16 protein-coding genes and 1 pseudogene are annotated in these 17,408 nt (G+C 43.0%); 4 read left to right on the top strand and 13 right to left on the bottom strand.

Annotated features, from left to right (window positions below):
* Positions 1–208 precede the first annotated feature (208 nt).
* Both A3712_RS01305 and A3712_RS01300 read right to left on the bottom strand, forming a co-directional pair.
* Positions 209–466 carry a hypothetical protein gene (locus tag A3712_RS01305; protein ID WP_063521946.1) on the bottom strand — a complete coding sequence of 86 codons (258 nt, stop codon included), beginning with the start codon at positions 464–466 and terminating at the stop codon, positions 209–211.
* 203 nt (positions 467–669) lie between these two features.
* Positions 670–984 (bottom strand): hypothetical protein, encoded by a 315-nt coding sequence (locus tag A3712_RS01300; RefSeq protein WP_390903411.1) that lies wholly within the window; start codon positions 982–984, stop codon positions 670–672.
* A 387-nt stretch (positions 985–1,371) separates the two neighbouring features.
* Between A3712_RS01300 and A3712_RS01295 the strand changes: the two genes are divergently transcribed.
* Positions 1,372–2,754, top strand: coding sequence for an MATE family efflux transporter (locus tag A3712_RS01295; protein ID WP_063521945.1), 1,383 nt, complete (start codon positions 1,372–1,374; stop codon positions 2,752–2,754).
* A gap of 94 nt (positions 2,755–2,848) precedes the next feature.
* Here the strand turns inward: A3712_RS01295 and A3712_RS01290 are convergent, their stop codons facing one another.
* The 11 genes and pseudogenes from A3712_RS01290 to A3712_RS01240 all read right to left on the bottom strand — a co-directional run bounded on the left by A3712_RS01290 (position 2,849) and on the right by A3712_RS01240 (position 14,209).
* Complete coding sequence (locus A3712_RS01290; RefSeq protein WP_063522101.1) at positions 2,849–3,385, bottom strand: hypothetical protein; 537 nt, start codon at positions 3,383–3,385, stop codon at positions 2,849–2,851.
* Positions 3,386–3,766: 381 nt separating this feature from the next.
* A complete protein-coding gene (locus A3712_RS01285) occupies positions 3,767–4,393 on the bottom strand; it encodes a LysE family translocator (RefSeq protein ID WP_063521944.1) in 627 nt (208 codons plus the stop codon).
* 252 nt (positions 4,394–4,645) lie between these two features.
* Positions 4,646–5,506 carry a delta-class carbonic anhydrase gene (locus tag A3712_RS01280; RefSeq protein WP_063521943.1) on the bottom strand — a complete coding sequence of 287 codons (861 nt, stop codon included), beginning with the start codon at positions 5,504–5,506 and terminating at the stop codon, positions 4,646–4,648.
* A gap of 370 nt (positions 5,507–5,876) precedes the next feature.
* A complete protein-coding gene (locus A3712_RS01275) occupies positions 5,877–6,347 on the bottom strand; it encodes a hypothetical protein (RefSeq protein ID WP_063521942.1) in 471 nt (156 codons plus the stop codon).
* 201 nt (positions 6,348–6,548) lie between these two features.
* Positions 6,549–6,926 carry a VOC family protein gene (locus A3712_RS01270; protein WP_063521941.1) on the bottom strand — a complete coding sequence of 126 codons (378 nt, stop codon included), beginning with the start codon at positions 6,924–6,926 and terminating at the stop codon, positions 6,549–6,551.
* Positions 6,927–7,125: 199 nt separating this feature from the next.
* Positions 7,126–9,168: a M4 family metallopeptidase gene (locus tag A3712_RS01265; protein ID WP_063521940.1), complete on the bottom strand. Its 2,043-nt coding sequence runs from the start codon at positions 9,166–9,168 to the stop codon at positions 7,126–7,128.
* A 403-nt stretch (positions 9,169–9,571) separates the two neighbouring features.
* A pseudogene (locus A3712_RS01260) lies at positions 9,572–9,927 on the bottom strand (hypothetical protein).
* A 213-nt stretch (positions 9,928–10,140) separates the two neighbouring features.
* Positions 10,141–11,163 carry a tryptophan--tRNA ligase gene (gene trpS / locus A3712_RS01255; RefSeq protein ID WP_063521939.1) on the bottom strand — a complete coding sequence of 341 codons (1,023 nt, stop codon included), beginning with the start codon at positions 11,161–11,163 and terminating at the stop codon, positions 10,141–10,143.
* 307 nt (positions 11,164–11,470) lie between these two features.
* Positions 11,471–12,802 carry a D-serine ammonia-lyase gene (locus A3712_RS01250; RefSeq protein ID WP_063521938.1) on the bottom strand — a complete coding sequence of 444 codons (1,332 nt, stop codon included), beginning with the start codon at positions 12,800–12,802 and terminating at the stop codon, positions 11,471–11,473.
* A gap of 133 nt (positions 12,803–12,935) precedes the next feature.
* A complete protein-coding gene (locus A3712_RS01245) occupies positions 12,936–13,634 on the bottom strand; it encodes a hypothetical protein (RefSeq protein ID WP_063521937.1) in 699 nt (232 codons plus the stop codon).
* 41 nt (positions 13,635–13,675) lie between these two features.
* Positions 13,676–14,209, bottom strand: a complete 534-nt coding sequence (locus A3712_RS01240) for a YbhB/YbcL family Raf kinase inhibitor-like protein (protein ID WP_063521936.1) — start codon at positions 14,207–14,209, stop codon at positions 13,676–13,678.
* 273 nt (positions 14,210–14,482) lie between these two features.
* On the opposite strand from A3712_RS01240, the gene A3712_RS01235 reads away from it, so the two are divergent.
* The 3 genes from A3712_RS01235 to A3712_RS01225 are packed head-to-tail and all read left to right on the top strand — an operon-like array spanning position 14,483 to position 17,335.
* Positions 14,483–15,892 (top strand): ATP-binding protein, encoded by a 1,410-nt coding sequence (locus tag A3712_RS01235; protein WP_063521935.1) that lies wholly within the window; start codon positions 14,483–14,485, stop codon positions 15,890–15,892.
* Positions 15,870–16,520 carry a response regulator transcription factor gene (locus tag A3712_RS01230; protein ID WP_063521934.1) on the top strand — a complete coding sequence of 217 codons (651 nt, stop codon included), beginning with the start codon at positions 15,870–15,872 and terminating at the stop codon, positions 16,518–16,520. Before A3712_RS01235 ends, A3712_RS01230 begins: the two co-directional genes overlap by 23 nt.
* Positions 16,517–17,335 (top strand): DUF2861 family protein, encoded by an 819-nt coding sequence (locus tag A3712_RS01225; protein ID WP_063521933.1) that lies wholly within the window; start codon positions 16,517–16,519, stop codon positions 17,333–17,335. The genes A3712_RS01230 and A3712_RS01225 overlap by 4 nt, the downstream gene beginning before the upstream one ends.
* Positions 17,336–17,408 lie beyond the last annotated feature (73 nt).

Here is a 17,408-nt window from a genome sequence, read left to right as displayed (position 1 = left end):
CCAAAAGGTGGGAGCCCTCTTGGCTTATTTCTAAAAGTAACGCTTGTGATTGGGCTATTTGTGTTTCTGCTGGCTTTGTGGCAGTAAGATTGCTTATATGGCGCTAAGTCTGAAACTAAGACGTGTTGGTATGGACAAGATAGATAGCGCCAAGTTGATATTGGCGCCATAGTGTTTATGGGTGTTTACCCTATTGGTTTACATGTTCCTAAAAACGTTTATAGGATTCAATTACACCTTGATCATCCGTGATAAAGGTATACGTGCAACTGTCGTTAAAAATTCTATATTCCGCCTCAATCACACCATCACCTTTAGACTTCATTTGGAGGGGCTCCTCCCACTGCTCTTCGAGATTATTTATATGATGCCCGGTCCAACTTTCACCAAAGTAGCTTTCAGTCACAAGCAAAGAACAACCACTTAGGGCGACCGCGAACACTAAACTCAGCAGTCTTAATTTCATAAAGGTTAACCTAATCATTCATACGGATGCGAGCGTAACAATTAAATGATTCACATAAAAATTAAAACGAGAGCGGAGATAGGGGCAGATAACCTTCAGTCATTGCTATAGGCAACTAGCTACTTTAGTTATTTTGGCATTTTAAAGAAACAACTATATTTACCACTCGTTGCGAACCACTCTAAACCGTTTATTAACGGTGGTTAGTTGGAGATAGTAGTCTCTTTGAAGACCAACTTAAGTGGTTTAACTAGTGAGAAAATCCACAAACCGAACGCTGCAAAACACCACATAAACAACGTTAGAAACAAACTAAACATCGGCCACATTGCCAAAGCTAGTAACAGACCAGACAGCCCTGTGACTGGTGTCTGTTCCCACTTTACCGTTTCCGCACCAAAGATGGATGCGACGCCACATATTAAGAAGAAAACAAAGAAGCTCAGACTAAAGCCGATAAAGAGCATTTTGAAAAGAGACCTTTTAGAGATTTTCTTAACTGTAATTTCCATTTGCACCCCTGTATTTGCATAACACCTGCCAGATAAATAGCTTTACACTTAGCGACACAGCTTTTCTATCTAGTTTTTTATTCCATCAATTGTACTAGCCTTTGTCTCTTCATAACAATCACTTATACCTACTACTTAGTGATTGATGTGGAAAATAATAAATTTATATCCCTAGCATCATCCCCGATAAATCATGCATTTATCAACCTTGGAGCTCGGTTTTAAGCATTAGAGCCACCACATACGTTTGAGCAAGTGACACTCTATGAATCCAATGCTTGACTCTATACAGTAAGGTGTTTACATTGTCGCCGCTCAAACGGGGCACATCCTAAAATGCACACAGGCCATCCTGCCATCACTGGTGCATTTATATTGGTGTTTTGAACTTCCATGCTAACGAAACTTCGTCCTATTACTCGCGAGTCGGGTGCGCTTATGCATCTTTCGATTCCAATCATTTTGACTCAAATAGCTACCCAGGCGATGGGATTTGTCGATACAACAATGGCTGGCCAAGTCAGCCCTGCCGATCTTGCCGCTATTGCTCTTGGCACTAGCCTTTGGATTCCTGTGTTACTGCTGCTACGTGGTGTGATTATGGCGTTAACGCCAGTAGTTGCTTACCACCGCGGCGCACGTGACTTCCATAGTATCTCTGTAGAGTTCTTCCAGATGGTTTGGCTTGCATTAATAGCGAGTGTGCTGCTCATCGCTTATTTGGTGAGTGCTAAACCGATCTTAGAATGGATTGGGGTTGCCACTGAGATCGTCCCAATCGGCAGTGACTACGCGTTTGCCCTAGCCTTTGGTGTGCCGGGTATTGCCCTGTTCTACACTTTGAACAGCTTCTGTGAAGGTATGAACAACACCAAAGTACCAATGATCATTTCGGTAGTTGGTTTGCTGATTAATATTCCAGTCAACTACGTGCTTATCTACGGTAAGTTTGGTTTCCCTGAAATGGGTGCTGTGGGCTGTGGCTGGGCGACGAGCTTAGTTTATTGGCTTATGTCGGGCATGCTGTATTCCTACATTAAATGTCATCACCACTACAAAACCATTATCAGCTTTGCCGATGCGAAGCCAAAAGCGAAAGAGATGCTTCACCTTCTAAAGCTTGGTTTACCAATCGGCATGAACATCGCTGTGTGTGGCAGTATCTTTGCGGTTATCGCATTACTGATTGGCCGTATTGGTGCAGAGAACGTGGCAGCAGCTCAAATCGCTCTCAATATATCGAGCCTGACTTACGTGATCCCAATGAGTATCTCGTTTGGCATTACGATTCGTGTTGGTCACGCTTTGGGTGAAAAAGACGAACTTGGTGCGATTGAGCGCAGTAAAGTCGGTATTTTGGTGGCAGCATTGATCTCGTTGCTTTCGGTAGCGATGTTCCTACTGTTCCCGGAATTAATCATTAGGCTATACACGACAGACCCAGTAATCAGCGCAACGGCAGCGGTATTGCTAACCTTTACCGCTATGTACCAATTCAGTGACGCTCTGCAAACCTCAGCAAATGGTGCTCTACGTGGCTATAAAGATACTAAGATCCCAATGATCTTAGCCATCGCTTCATACTGGGGCTTAGCGCTACCTATGGGCATGATGTTGGGCTTAACCGACTACGTAGTTCCAGCAATGGGCGAAGAAGGCTTTTGGATTGGCATTCTAACGGGCTTGAGTGTTTCAGCAGCTCTGATGCTACTTCGCTTACGATACGTGATTAAGAAACGTGACTTACCACCAGCAGATGCGGTACCGACAAATTAAGATAAACCAATAAACTGATACAAAAAGCGCGTTACTTCCAAATGGTAATAACGCGCTTTTTTATTCCGCCTCTAAATGCTATGAATTCATATGTTTAACACTCATCGTTCACAACACGAACAGTACATACACACCCTTCCGTCGGACATTGACTGGCATTAGAGCGTCCGAAAGAGTCATAAAGTACATAACACTCTGACGGTAACGCGTCATCAGTTATATGGTTCTTATTTAAATCATCGTCACTAAAAGGTTGGTTATATCCGACGACAGTGTGTCTATTGCCAAAGTCAGAAATTATACTGCCATCATTAGACAAGATCATAAAATCGATCATAGTTAATTTGTCGCCCGACTCCCCTCGGCTCTCTGGGCAAAGTGTTCCCCAGTCAACTTCAACACTACCGATACCAAAATCGATCACATAGTTGCTCTGATCACCTGGATTTGATGCATCTGGGTTAAGTCCAGCGATAATAGCTTTAGACGTTACTTGTGTAATAACCCCTTCCATTGCACCCGCAACACCTTCAAGCATCGCTTCTCTCGCTGATTCTTGGATATTAAGAAACCTCGGCGCTGCCGCTACAGCAATAATGCCGATTATCACGATCACAACGATTAGTTCAATTAACGTAAAGCCGTTTTTCTTCATAACACCCACATCAGAGACAACTTAAAGATTCGACAACTCAACTATTAGATAACTTAATGATTTATCATTAACTATACACCCTGAGTAACACACTTAAAACTCTATCCATTTCGCCACAAATAGCTTGAAAGGGCTCACTTTATAAACCCAGAACTAGTTGCAAGCGTTGTCACATAAGGGATAAATAAGCTTTCTATCAATAATACTTTCAGATCAAATGAGGCTATATACGGTTCAACTTTAATTCAATTATTTGAGCTAAAGCATGAACGACCAAATAGAATCTACATATAGCTAACGAAAAGGCGAACCAAATTGGTTCGCCTTTTTTAAATAATCGAGCTTAACAAGTCATTGTTATCGATTAATCGCCAGATATGAGCCTGCAGCAATCATTATTCCACCAGCGCTTTGATTTAAGCGTTTCTGCGCGCGCGGGGTTTTCAGCAAAATCACCATACGCCCTGCTCCCATTGCAATTAGCATTAAGCCAGCCATTAGTGCAATAGAGGCTAATACAGAAACTAAGACAATATCTTGTAAGCGTAAAACTGTCAGATCAACAAACGTGGGTAAGAAGGAAATATAAAACAGAATCACTTTAGGGTTTGACGCCGAGATCAGAAAACCTTGCGCAAAGCTCGCAAGTTCTGATTTCTGACTTTTTTTGGCCGCGTGTTCTGCTGAATCTTGTACTTCAGGTAATGCCTTAAACATCTTGTATCCGAGGTAAATAAGGTAGGCAGCACCGACATAACGAATGATCTCGAAAGCAAATGACCAATTCTCCGCAATGGTTGCTAAGCCAAAACAAGCAAGCGCTAAATAAATAAGATCACTGCATATCATGCCTAGAGAAAGAGAAATGCACTTTCGCCATCCATCAACCATACCACGAGCCAAAATCGCAAATACACCTGGCCCCGGAGTAATGCCAAATATAAACATGGCAATAAAGAATGTAACCGCACCCTCAAACGACATTGACTTGTCCTTATTCAAAGATCAACATGATATTTTCTGAACGTAATATGCGAACTTAAAGGAAGTAAAGGAACTATTCATCGATTCTTTACTAACGTTACCAAGGCGTTTAAATTTGCCTTTATTACTGGCTTAGAATATTCACCTAATGACAGTGGCTCGCGAATGAACAACACTCAAAAGCCCTTATTACTAAAAAAGCGAACCGTATGGCTCGCTCTTAATATTTAAGCTTCAGTTGAAAAAACTGAACTAGTTGGCGATTGGTGACAGCAACTTAGGGTTTACAACTAAGTTTCTCACACCGTGTGCGTGGTCTTCATTAAAATCGTTACCCTCACACCAGCTACCAACTGTTGCGATGTTCACTTTCGCCACTTGTGGTCTCACGCTCCATGTTACTTGGAATGGTGAGCCTTGCTCATTGTAGCCAGGTCCGGTAGTAGAGCCTGCATATTGAATCGCAGAGCCAGTATTTTGTGGAATGTTGGTCGCTTGGTGCAAACCGTTCACTTTAGAGTGTTTAGCTAGCTCTTCAAAATCGAGAGCGTTGTCGTCGTTCACTAAGACGTAAACTTGGGTTTCTACACGCAACTGAGGGTTGGTAATCGCATCATTGAAACACGCCCCCAATGTTTCCCCAGGCCCCACTTGTGCGGTTGAGTAAACATAATGCACCTCGATAGTATCACCAGAATGAAGTGAACCATGGTCGCTCGGGCATATATCCTGACCGAATGGCTTCAGCTCAGCCTCACTTAGCTTACCCGTGTATTTGAATCCACTTTGGAAACCTTTGCCGTCACCATTACCTGCATACTGGGTAAACTCGCCGCCTTTGTGCTCTGCATTTTTATGAAAGTGAATATTACATAAGTTCATCGCGGAAGAATCTGGCGCATCAGAGAAGAGACGCTCGTTAGTCCCTTCGTATGAAGCTAGATCACGTGGTGCCTGTGGACCAAAACCTTTGCCTTGTGTATTTTCGGACAGTTGTGCCCTTTGTTCGGCGATAACGCTGTCTGAAACCGCCTCATGGCTAGTATCAGACGCACTCGTCTGTGCCGATAACATAACCATGGCGACGCTTAAAAACACACTTTTGTTTTTCATATCTCTTCCCTAGACTCTTATTTATTTAACCTAACTGACTGTGTCACAACGGCATATTACTATGCTCACGAGTGAATATAAGACATTGTCTTTGTAAGATTAGATTTCAATGCTTACTTTGGGAGAGTATTCAAACCCTTGGAGCATATCACAAGAGCAATAGGTTAAATACGGCGACTCCCTGCCATAACAAGTAAATAGCGAACTGCGCTGACGCACCCCTTACTCAAATCCAACTCTTATTGTGTTAGTGAGCAGAAACAAAACGTTACGTAATCATGACGAATTTACTGCCAGTCACCAAGTTCAGGATCAAAAAAGGCGAACCCATTGGCTCGCCTATTTTTTAGTCGCGATTTTTAACATCTAGCTATTGTGCTGGTCGCGTTCCTGAAGCAAATATTCCGAAAGTCATGACATTCAAAGCATCTGTCACCCCCTCCAATGATTTGACGACTTGCTTCGTAGGCCCGTTATTGAATATATGGTTGCCCAAGCCTTTTTCGCTATGAACCTTAGCATGCTCCTCAGGGGCTTGTTTATCTGTCTCTTGGGTATTTTCATTAACTTCAGGAAATTCACTCAGCTCATGAGAAGCCGAACCTTCATCGCTGTTGATATCACTGTATTCTGGAGTAATAACGGAGCTGTCGTTAACGTTATTTGCGGCAGACTCAATGAGTGCTTCACTTGCCGTCTCATTAACCGCAGCCTCTTTTACACTGCTATCTAGCACTTTTCCATTACTTGGTGTGTTTTCGTCAGTTGGATTTTCACTGGTCGTCGCACAAGCGGATAAAAGCAACAGGCTAATAGTTATTGTGATTGATTTTCTGACCATTACGATTGAGACTGGATTAATAAAACACCATTCAATTGTAAGTAAATTAAACCAGAAGTTCCAGTTACACGCTTGTTTTGTCGTAACGAGATGTGTACATAATTACATACTACTCAGAGGCTCTTGGCTTTACGGAGTCTTACTTTAAGCTTAAATAGAGTAGCTGGTTTATGGATAGCACAACCCACCGACATCGACCTTCTAATAATTCGATACTTCAATTAGGCTGCCATCAGGATCTCGTAGATAAATTGAGGTGATCTTGTCCACCGCACCCGTTCGCTCCAAAGGCCCTTCTTCGATGATCACACCTTGTCCCGTTATATGACCGGACACCTCATCAATGGGCGTGTTGGTAATGAAACAAAAGTCCGAGCTCCCGGCTTGAACATGTTTAGCCTTAGGCTCGAACTCTTTCCCTTGCTGATGGAGATTTATCTTTTGGTTGCCAAACGATAATGCCCAGCGTCCCTCTCCAAACTGTATAGGTTTCATTCCTAACACTCTCTCATAGAAATCTACAGTTATCTCGATATTTTTAACAGTTAATACAAGGTGATCTAGATGACTTACTCTCATATATGATAGCTCTCCATGAATAACCGACTTCCTAGTTAAACCGTTCTACAAAAGTCCTGAATATTTATCATTTATAATCTAGCGCCTAGAAGAGTGACACAAGCATCTTATACGTCGTTACATCTCATTATTAACGAATAAAGGGAGTACTTTTTAGCACTCCCTTTGTTCGACTTTTCTATTGGATTAACGGGTTAAGTTAGTTACACATCCCGTCAAATGTCCAATGCCAGTAACTCTGGAATGGATCTGATCCCCAGTTATCAACGTTGGCCGTAAAACGGTTACCCCAATACTGAATGGTAGCGCCTGCAGGATAGAAAATGTTTGAGCTCCATTCAGGAATATCAACACAAGAACCTTCTGGCTCTGGCTGTGGTTCAGGCTGAGGCAGTTCCAATACACTGCTTATCGCTACATAAGCGTCCGTTGCCCCTTGTGCGCCAGATACCATTACGTAGATATCATCCCCTTGTATACCGCCAAAGCCGCAATACTCATAGTTATCCAAGTTGGTAGACGAGCAATCATAATCATTCAAGGATGCAGGGCGACCAATAGCAACATACAAATCAACGTTACCGTAACCATTGTAAGTTTGGATCCAAACATCGCTTTGAGAGCTGTTCTTTAGAACGAATTGCTGCTGATCGTTACCGCTTCTCAACACAGGTGCAGGCACATTAAACTCAAGAGCCGTGATGCCCGGTGTTGGTGTTGGTGTTGGCGGATTAGGGTTCGGATTCGGCTGACCGGAACCACAATCTTGAACACTAATTCCAACCTGGCTAAATGCAGTACGCACCGCTGATGATTCATAACCTAGTTGTTGTGCAGCCTTACAAACCCCTTCAGCACCTGATTGGAAGTTCGATCTTGATGACCAGTAAAGTTGGTTAGCCGTTGCGTAAGCCATGAACGCCTTTTTAATGTCCCAACCGTTGCTAGTTGCTAGGTGGTAGAAGGCTTTATTAAAAATACCCGAGCTGTGGTGGACATCAATGCCATTGTAGTACTGGTTAACATGGTCGATAGACATACCATCTTCGCTAGGTTGAATGAAGTAGCGCATCGCAGGACTATACTTCATAACGTGCTCACCCATCTTCCAGTTAAAACTGCCATGAACATATTCACTTAAAGCCGCCGCTGCCACATCCGAGAATGACTCATTCATACCCCCTGACTGACCACGGTACTCAAGGTTTGAATTTTGTTCAGTAAAGCCATGGCTTACTTCATGCGCAATCACATCCCACGTAGCCAACGGGTACATAGACTGGTTACCGTCACCAAACGTCATTTGTTGGCCATCCCAGAACGCGTTTCCATAATTCGACCCGTAGTGTACACGCATCGTTAGCTTTTGCTGGATAGGACGAGTGTTCAACCACTCTTTGTACATGTCGAATACACGTTGGCCAAAGTAATGCGCATCGTTCATTGGTGCATATGCGCCGTTAATCGCGCGATAGTCATTGACGTTTCTACCGTAGTTACCATTACAGGCAAACTGGTGAACCTGACCGTAATCTTGGCGATTATTCATATTCATGGTGACAACGTTTTGGCTGTCCATCTGGCAATATGAGTTAACTTGGAATCCACCATACTGGGTATTTGGGCCAAAGTAGTAGCGACCACTTTTTTGGTTACCACCAGGGCCTTCCGCTTCAATGAAAGCAATCCCTTCCCACTGATCAATTATTTCACCAGATTTTGCATCAACGAGCGTAATTGGGCGTGAAGGTGCCATACCTTTGGTTTGCAGGAAATCAACCTTATAGATCAGGCGAGCCTGTTGTTGGTCATCAAGCCAAATGAAAAGATCAGCATTAGGGTTACGCACTGTCATCGCTGCAATGCCTTTATGCTGAGACTTGGCTATATCAATCGCTTGCTGCGCGTTGATCATTGGCAAAGTAGAACCAATATCAGCTTCAATACCCGTTAACACCTCTCCATCAACGCCTTGAGCGATACCACGTTGGGATAGATCAACAACGACTGAATGCCCGTAAACTGGAACGCCATAGTGAAGTTGTTGTTTACGAAGGAGTGTCGTTGTTCCGGTCTCAACTCGACTTGATTCTTGGTAAGCAAGTGGTTGATTTGCCATACTAAAGCCCTGATTTTTTTGATTTAGAATGGTTGATAGATCGACATCGGAATAATTCACGACATTGGCAGCTTGAGAAGTAAACGCTATCGGGAATAGCATTAATAAATGTGTACCACGCATACATCACCTTTATAATTTTGTTTTTATAGATTCACCCTCTGGATGAGTCTGCATCTTAACGATAGATAAAACGCATGATTAAGTGCGTCTGGTTTTATATGTGATGTTGATTCAAAAGATAACCTTTCACGAAATGAAAAGTGAGATGCGGAGTCAAAAAACCTATAGTTTCATACACTTAGAAAAGCCTCAGTAAATACACCTAAAATTTGAAGGGACATCAAATTTTGATAATTCCCTCAAATTTGACGCTTCAAATCGTTACCAGATTAGGGTTCGATATCGTTTTTAAAATAGCAACGCCAACTCACCATCACAAAATTCAACGCTCCCATTCATAAGGGGCCAATTAAAATAATAATGAGAGTGTGTTCGCGATGAATATGATAGTTGAGGTTGGGGCTTAGCCTTTGAATTTATTGAGTGTGTAAGTGATTATGTTATCGTACCCTATATTAAACACCCAAGTGCTGTCACCGCTGGTAAAGTGAAATTCACCCTTGGACGATGTTGGTGTCAGTTTGGCGATGAACTCGGTTAGTTGAGGCTCATCTAAACGAAAACTCCCTCCGAAGTATTGGTGTCTAAATCGTTATTTACTTCAATCTGTGTTGCTGAACTAGGCACGATATCTGGCAACTAACCTCTATCAAACAAGCGATCTTGTTGAGCTAGTTTGTAGGTTGCATATTCATCGCTGACCACTTCCGAACCACCGGACAGTAGAAGTAAAATTGGGAGTAACAGATTGATTTTCATTTAATTCGCTCATGTGAAGATAAGGCCTTATCCACTCTCAGTTGTATTCAAATAAAGAACAGCTCAGAGTGACAAGTACCATAACAAAAACAATTTATGAATTAGTTGTTAACCCCATTCAATTTAGTTGACTTTATTTACATACAACCCACATTTAAATTATTGATAATTCAAGCTTTAAATGTAGGGTTTTGCCAGAAAGCACCCTGTCATTTAGAATATATTCAAGCCAAACACGCCCTTCACATCGATTAAAACGGCTTCTGTTTTCTCTCTCGAGACTTGCGTACCTTTGCGTAAAATATCAATGAGCTGTGGTTTGTCATTTAATAACTCAGCTCTACGTGCCCTTATCGGCCTTAACGTCTCCTGCAAGCACTCCTCCAATACCTTCTTAGTTTGTCCGTCCCCTAACCCGCCTCTGCGGTAATGATCCTTTAACTCACTGACATACTGTGTGTCACTATGGAACGCATCGAGATACGTAAACACGATATTCCCTTCCACTTGGCCCGGATCTTCAACTTTTAAATGGTTTGGATCGGTATACATGGACTTCACCGCCGTTCGAATCTCTTTCTCAGTCGCACCTAGGTTAATCGCGTTACCCATCGACTTAGACATCTTGTTTTGCCCATCCGTACTTGGAAGGCGTGATGCGTTACTCAGAAGCGGCTTACATTCGTTCAAAATTGATTTACCTGCGAGTGAGTTTAGCTTTCGAACAATCTCGTTTGTTTGCTCTAGCATTGGCAGTTGATCATCGCCAACCGGGACTAACGTCGCATTGAACGCCGTAATATCAGCAGCCTGGGATATGGGATAAGTGAGAAAGCCTGCAGGAATAGAACGACCAAACGCTTTGTTTTGAATTTCACTTTTGACCGTAGGATTACGCTCTAAACGTGCGATAGATACAAGGTTACTGTAAAACATGGTCAGTTCAGCCAATGCCGGAAGCTGAGATTGAAGACAAATTGTCGTTTTAGTTGGATCAATGCCCACAGCCAAATAATCGGCAATGACATTGAGAATATTTGAAGATACCTTTGCGGGATTATTCGCGTTATCAGTCAAGCCCTGCATGTCGGCAACCAATATTGTTTGGTCATGAACATGTTGTAAAGACACACGTTGTTTTAAAGAGCCTACGTAATGCCCTAAATGCAAAGGACCTGTCGCGCGGTCGCCGGTAAGAATAATTTCTGACTTATTATTGCTTTGATTTGTTTTCATTGTGTATCTCCAAGTTAAAAAGGCTACTGGAGATATAAAGAGAGGACAATCTTGATGACACTCTTAGCTACCTTCCAGCAGCGTAAGAATGTGAGTATTCCGTGCTGCTCTAGATAGAGCACCACCAGAAGAAAACTGAAGTTGAAGCGGAAATAAAATTCATTATTAAAACGTATCAATATTATTGGCTAACGACAAGCCATTTTGTAAATTCTATTTAATCTACTGTATTATTTGAATAATCGGCAACTCTAGAGCACGACTTGGCAAGCATCAGAGTAAGTTTTTTACTCAACGATCTGCGCAACTAAACTGATGACTTAGCAAGGTATGCTGCCATTTCTTCTTCAGGTACCATGCCTCCACCCGTTGCCCAAACAAGGTGTGTGCTGTTGCCTAGTGTCGCATCGTCGATACCTAATCTCGTCAGATACTCACTATCGTGTTCGACACGGAACGCGCCCGGCATGCCAGCTAAAGCAGAGGGTTCTAGTTTGATACCTTCTGTAAGATTCAACTCACCTAACAGCTGATACATGCGATCATCCGTTAATGTATAGTAACCATCTAACAAACGCTCCATCGCTCTGCCAACAAAGCCTGAAGGGCGGCCTACGGCTAACCCATCAGCGGCAGTAAGGTTATCAATACCAAGATCTTGTACGGCAATCTCGTCATGTAACCCAGTGTGAACGCCTAATAACATACAAGGTGAATGGGTTGGCTCTGCAAAAATACAGTGAACATGGTCGCCAAATGCCATCTTCAGACCAAACGCTACACCACCAGGGCCACCGCCTACGCCACACGGTAAGTAGACAAACAGCGGGTGCGCTTTATCCACGACAATCTGTTGCTGCTCAAATTGCTGTTTCAGCCTTTCTCCAGCGACGGAATAACCAAGGAATAGTGTTTTCGAGTTTTCATCATCAATGAAGAAACAACTTGGGTCTTGCTCTGCCTCTTTCCGTCCTTGTTCGACCGCTACGCCATAATCTTGCTCATACTCAACCACATTTACGTCATGTTCGCGCAGTTTGTTCTTCTTCCACTCTCTAGCATCAGCAGACATATGAACCGATACTGTAAAGCCCAGTTTCGCGCTCATAATACCGATCGACATGCCTAGGTTGCCTGTTGAGCCTACCGCAATGCTGTATTGTTTAAAGAAGTCTCGAAATTCAGGCTCTAACAGTTTGCTGTAATCATCGCTTTCACTCAGCACCCCAGCTTCAAACGCAAGTTTCTCGGCGTGAGTCAGTACCTCATAGATACCGCCACGGGCTTTGATAGATCCAGAGATAGGCAAGTGACTGTCTTTCTTCATCATCAATCGCCCTTTTATCGGCAATTGATAATGCACCTCCAATGCGGTTTTCATCGTTGGAATATCAACCAGTTCAGACTCAATGATGCCATTAGATAATTGAGTTTCAGGAAATGCTATTGCTAGATAAGGGGCGAATCGTTGTAAACGTAGACTCGCATCATGAATGTCTTTCTCATCCAAGCCGACATAAGGTAAGCCCTGCTCTAGTGTTGTGACATTTGGGTTAAACCAAACCACCTCTTCGAGCGCCATAAGCTTATTTAGTAATGGAAAGTCACTGGTGAGGTTATTTAGATTCAGTTCAATCATGGGCTACCTTCTGTGGTATTGAGCGTTCTGCGCTATTTCAATCACTTGATGTGCAACCTATTAGAGCCGCAAAAAAGAAATGATTCAATAACCTAAGCTTACGTGTAACATCAATAGGATGGTATTTCCTTTTCTATACCCTTGAGGCGACTGTCTTGATGTATTCGCTTGGTGACAGACTAAATTTACCCTTAAAGCGGTGGCTCAAACGCACTTCTGCTAACACTTCACGATACTGCATGCCTTCCAACTTGAGCTTACGGATTAACGTCGCACGACTCATTGCGAAGCGCTCTGCAACATCTTCTAAAGGGTGCTTCTCGTCTGGAGAATGTGAAAAGTAGTGACTGAGCTTTTGGCTGAAAGAAACGTTAGAACTTGTAAACAACCGATGTAAGACACCTTTCTCTGCTAGTTGTTGATACAAACCTTGCAACCAAAATTGCTGTGTTGTTTCACTCATGCTTTGACGGTCAAACGTGAACAGTGCATTCAAAGAGTCTTGCAAGTTACGATCTACTGCAACACTAGGAAAGTCGGATGTTTTCGAGTTCTTTTCACTCACCTCCAGCATTGCCTTATTAGGTTGAAAATGAAAGCTGAAAACACGAGACAGGAAACGCCCTTTCTGTGGCATATTCTCAAAACGCAGTGATACCGAAGCTTCACACAGCAACAACTCAGAATGAGTAAGCTCTGCTGCCGAGACTTTCCAAAATAAACGCTTACTACCTGTGATGATTTGAAAAATACTGGGGCATAGAATCCTCACATTACGCAGTTTTTGTAACTGCTCAGCTCGAAAAACTGTCACTTGATACTGATGATTCATCTCATCCCCCATTTATTCGTATTTACGTTTCTCGCAGCAAATTAGCGTGTGTAGGTTGCCGTCAATCTTGCTTTGTCAAACGCCATGCTTTTCAGTGTAAAGCCCACGACAGCTGACGGTGTGTTCTCATCAAGGTTTAGCTTATCCGTTGGTAACGCCCAAACAGTGAATTGATAACGATGCATGCCGTCTTTCTCTGGAGGGCAAGCGCCACCAAAGCCAACGGTTCCGTAATCGATGCGACCTTCCTTACCACCTAGCTTTGCAATATCCACATCGCGAGGCAGTTCATTAACCGTTGTCGGAATATCGAATACGACCCAATGCCAGAAACCACTTTCGGTTGGTGCATCTGGGTCATAAGCAGTAATAGCGAAACTTTTAGTCCCCTCTGGCACATCTTTCCACATTAATTGAGGAGACAAATTGTCGCCATCACAGCCCCAACTAGAATATTCAAAAGTCTTCGCCATTGGGTGGCCTTCTTGAATATCGTTACTCGTTAGTTCAAAAGCGTGAGCTGTTCCTGATGCTACGAAGCTGATTGCCAATACTGGTTTAATAATTGTTTTCATGATGGTTCCTCTTATTGGTTTGAATCCAGTATATTCAGCCCCATCGTTTTAAAGGTAACAGTAAGTACACAATTATCTAATAAAAACCAAATAATTGATTCTTATTGCACTTTTGAGTTTATAGTTAAAGAAACCGTCAATTAAAACGCAATACGCGTTTCGCGACTCTAGGTCACAATTTGATAAAGTGGGGACACTTGTTGACATTGAGGTTACAAATCTCGAGCAAAACTCTCTAGACTCCCGCGAATGACTTTTAACGAGAATAACTGGATGCGCAGGTTCACCTTAGCCCTTTGTTTTTTGTTTTGGCTCCCTACGTTAGCCAATGCACAGAGCTTGCAAGACAAATGGCAAACACTCTATCAATCGAGCTGGCAAGCATCCCCGATCTTTGTTTCTCAACAAGAGTTGTCCCATTACCCGAAGGCTCTTCTTAAAGACCGTAGCCGTTACCCAAATTTCAATAAATTCAGTTGGCAAGATATTGCGTCGTTAGCCGTGATACAGCAAACATGCCACGCGCTTGAACCTTCTAATTCAGCGTTAAACGATGCCATCGAGTTTGAGCTTGCTTTGTGTCAGCAACAAACCTTAGATTCAATCTGGTTTGCCGCTCATTCTAAACAACACCCTGCTGGTGGAAGTTTCGCGGACCGTTATGTGGCGCATTACCCAGAGACAAGCGAACAGATTTACTCGTTTTTAACGATTACCAACCCACTGCACCCGCTGTACACCAAACTACAGCCCTTAACAGCAGAAGGAAGAGAAGCGCTGCTTGATGGTTACCGAGCCTGGCAACAAGGTGATGTACTTTGGTTAAGTGGTGAGCAAGGTTGGAAAGTGGTCTCGCAGGATGTTTGGGAGCCAATTGCGAAGCAACAAGGCATGACCTTATCTGGAGAAAGATGTTCGTTTCGATACAGTAATCTCTGCATGAGTGAAACGAACAACGACACTCTTTTCATGAAAGTGATGATCTTCTCTTTACTGATTGTTCTATTTTCACTACTAGCAAGATCGCTATTTCTAAGAACAAAACAGCGTAAAGAGAGACAGTTTGTGTTGCAGCTTCTAACTCATGAACTTCGCACGCCAATTACCAGCCTTGGTTTAACCGTTGAAATGTTCAGAAATCGTTATGACGAGCTCCCTGATGCCACTCAAGATGTAGTTTGGCGTTTAATCTCTGACTATCAGAGGCTATCTCAACTTACTGAAAACAGTAAGGTTTACCTGAGCACAGAAAATACTGAACCTCTATTAAAGCAAAACGCATCTCTAGAAGAGTGGCTCGATCATGTATGCGAAAAGCACAACATTGCTTATCAATGTGATTCCAGTGAAATAGAACTCAACCTACCCTATTACTGGCTGACCATCTGCTTGGATAACTTAATCAAGAACGCCAAGCAACACGGTAAAGGCGAAGTAACAGTTACCGTCACTCTTAAAAATAAGCTAAGAATTGAAGTCCAAGATCAAGGATATTTCCCTTCATTAATAGAACGGACGTTGTCGCGAATGACACCAAATGATGCCCACAAACACGATAACATGGGTATTGGCCTCACCATTGTGGAACATTTAATGAGACAGGCAAATGGACGCCTCATTATTCTTCGTAATCCAACCAGATGTATTTTGGAAATAGCTTATGAATACCCTACTACTGATTGAAGATGACCCGCTAATTGGGCAAGGCCTTGTCAGTTTCTTTGAGTCTAACGGTTATCAATGTCTTTGGGCGCAAGATTCAAGTAACGCCAATAAACTGTGGTTACGCGCCGATCTTGTCGTACTCGATAGACAACTAGAAGACGGTGACAGCTTACAACACCTTCCAAACTGGTTGCTCCTTAAAGCGCTACCCGTGATTGTATTAACCGCGAAAGTGGAAGTTCAACAGCGCGTAGAAGGCTTAATGGCGGGCGCCAAAGATTATGTGACTAAGCCATTTTCAAATGAAGAGTTGCTGGCGCGGGTCATCACTCAATTGCGTCCACTGGGTGTAAGTCATCTAAATTACGCCAACATACAGATCAATCTATCAGAAAGAATTGCATATTTGGAAGAAAGCCCAATCGCTTTGAAACCGAAGGAGTTTCAACTACTGGTTCTGTTTATCCAAAACCAAGGTCGAGTATTTCATCGAGACGAACTGCTCAACAAAATTTGGGGCTATCAAGCCTTTCCAAGCACCCGAACCGTGGACAATCACATACTCCGTTTGCGTCAGAAACTGCCGACACTCCACTTAGAAACTCACCGCGGTGTTGGTTATCGTTTAGTTGGGGATTCAAAATGAAAGTAACATCGTTAACTGCTTTGCTGTGTGCGTTACCGTTTGCGAGTCATGCGACTTGGTTTGCAGAGACACCTTTACAGCGCTCCTATCAATCGTTACTTGATGAGCAACCGCAGCTTGCATGGCAAGAGCTTCAGATCGCGCTCAATCAAGAAACTCTTGATAGTCAGTTTTGGTTGCCCGTAAAACAAGAAATACTCACTAGAACTCAATGTGGAAGAATACTCAAGCAAAGTGATGTAACAGCCCACAATATCCAAGTGAGTTTTATCAAACGCTACGGTCTTTCATCACAAGGCTATCAGATTAAAATCTCAGCCGAACCACGCAGCATTGATCTAGATGAACAGGCACAGTCAGTCACACTCATCGCTCCAGATGGCCTTACGATGATTGAAGGTCAGTTCAACTCGGGAGTCGACTACCAAGAAATCGAGACTAATGAGATGTTCATTAAGCCAGAGTCTGGTGTTTATCAATTAACCGTTGGGACAAACAACTACTCCATTGTTGTTGCTTTTGATGACAGCAAGCGCTGGTTAACACTTGAAAGTAAACTTGAGAACGCACATGTTGTGGTCACGCCACCAAAGGTTATTGATAACTGCCCTAGCACCCACGTAAGTTGGCAATGGTTTGATGAAAACTACAACATGTTAGGTTTCAAAGTGCCTTTCAGGGCAATGCAAGTTGCCGTCCCTGCACAAAGTCCAGCGGGAAAAAAGGCCAAACACCTAAGCGCATCAGTGGAAATGTTCGAGTACCAAGGTGCGATTGAGGTCCAATACGTTCAACGTGTCGCTGTACCTTTCTAGTAAGCATTTTGGGATATCTAGGCTGATAATTTTGATGGCTCGCTTTGATGGTTCTACGAGGCAGAAATAGAGA

Origin of the sequence: Vibrio sp. HI00D65, assembly GCF_001635455.1 — a bacterium.
Taxonomy (GTDB): Bacteria; Pseudomonadota; Gammaproteobacteria; order Enterobacterales; family Vibrionaceae; genus Vibrio.
Note: the sequence above shows the minus strand (reverse complement) of the source record. Positions and strands in the feature narration are given on the sequence as shown.

Excerpts from the sequence above, each read along its gene's own strand:
- A3712_RS01245 (WP_063521937.1), bottom strand. The coding sequence starts at position 13,634 with ATGAATCATCAGTATCAAGTGACAGTTTTTCGAGCTGAGCAGTTACAA.
- A3712_RS01270 (WP_063521941.1), bottom strand. The coding sequence starts at position 6,926 with ATGAGAGTAAGTCATCTAGATCACCTTGTATTAACTGTTAAAAATATC.
- A3712_RS01305 (WP_063521946.1), bottom strand. The coding sequence starts at position 466 with ATGAAATTAAGACTGCTGAGTTTAGTGTTCGCGGTCGCCCTAAGTGGT.
- A3712_RS01280 (WP_063521943.1), bottom strand. The coding sequence starts at position 5,506 with ATGAAAAACAAAAGTGTGTTTTTAAGCGTCGCCATGGTTATGTTATCG.
- A3712_RS01230 (WP_063521934.1), top strand. The coding sequence starts at position 15,870 with ATGAATACCCTACTACTGATTGAAGATGACCCGCTAATTGGGCAAGGC.
- A3712_RS01285 (WP_063521944.1), bottom strand. The coding sequence starts at position 4,393 with ATGTCGTTTGAGGGTGCGGTTACATTCTTTATTGCCATGTTTATATTT.
- A3712_RS01250 (WP_063521938.1), bottom strand. The coding sequence starts at position 12,802 with ATGATTGAACTGAATCTAAATAACCTCACCAGTGACTTTCCATTACTA.
- A3712_RS01295 (WP_063521945.1), top strand. The coding sequence starts at position 1,372 with ATGCTAACGAAACTTCGTCCTATTACTCGCGAGTCGGGTGCGCTTATG.
- A3712_RS01275 (WP_063521942.1), bottom strand. The coding sequence starts at position 6,347 with ATGGTCAGAAAATCAATCACAATAACTATTAGCCTGTTGCTTTTATCC.
- A3712_RS01240 (WP_063521936.1), bottom strand. The coding sequence starts at position 14,209 with ATGAAAACAATTATTAAACCAGTATTGGCAATCAGCTTCGTAGCATCA.
- A3712_RS01225 (WP_063521933.1), top strand. The coding sequence starts at position 16,517 with ATGAAAGTAACATCGTTAACTGCTTTGCTGTGTGCGTTACCGTTTGCG.
- A3712_RS01235 (WP_063521935.1), top strand. The coding sequence starts at position 14,483 with ATGCGCAGGTTCACCTTAGCCCTTTGTTTTTTGTTTTGGCTCCCTACG.
- A3712_RS01265 (WP_063521940.1), bottom strand. The coding sequence starts at position 9,168 with ATGCGTGGTACACATTTATTAATGCTATTCCCGATAGCGTTTACTTCT.
- trpS (WP_063521939.1), bottom strand. The coding sequence starts at position 11,163 with ATGAAAACAAATCAAAGCAATAATAAGTCAGAAATTATTCTTACCGGC.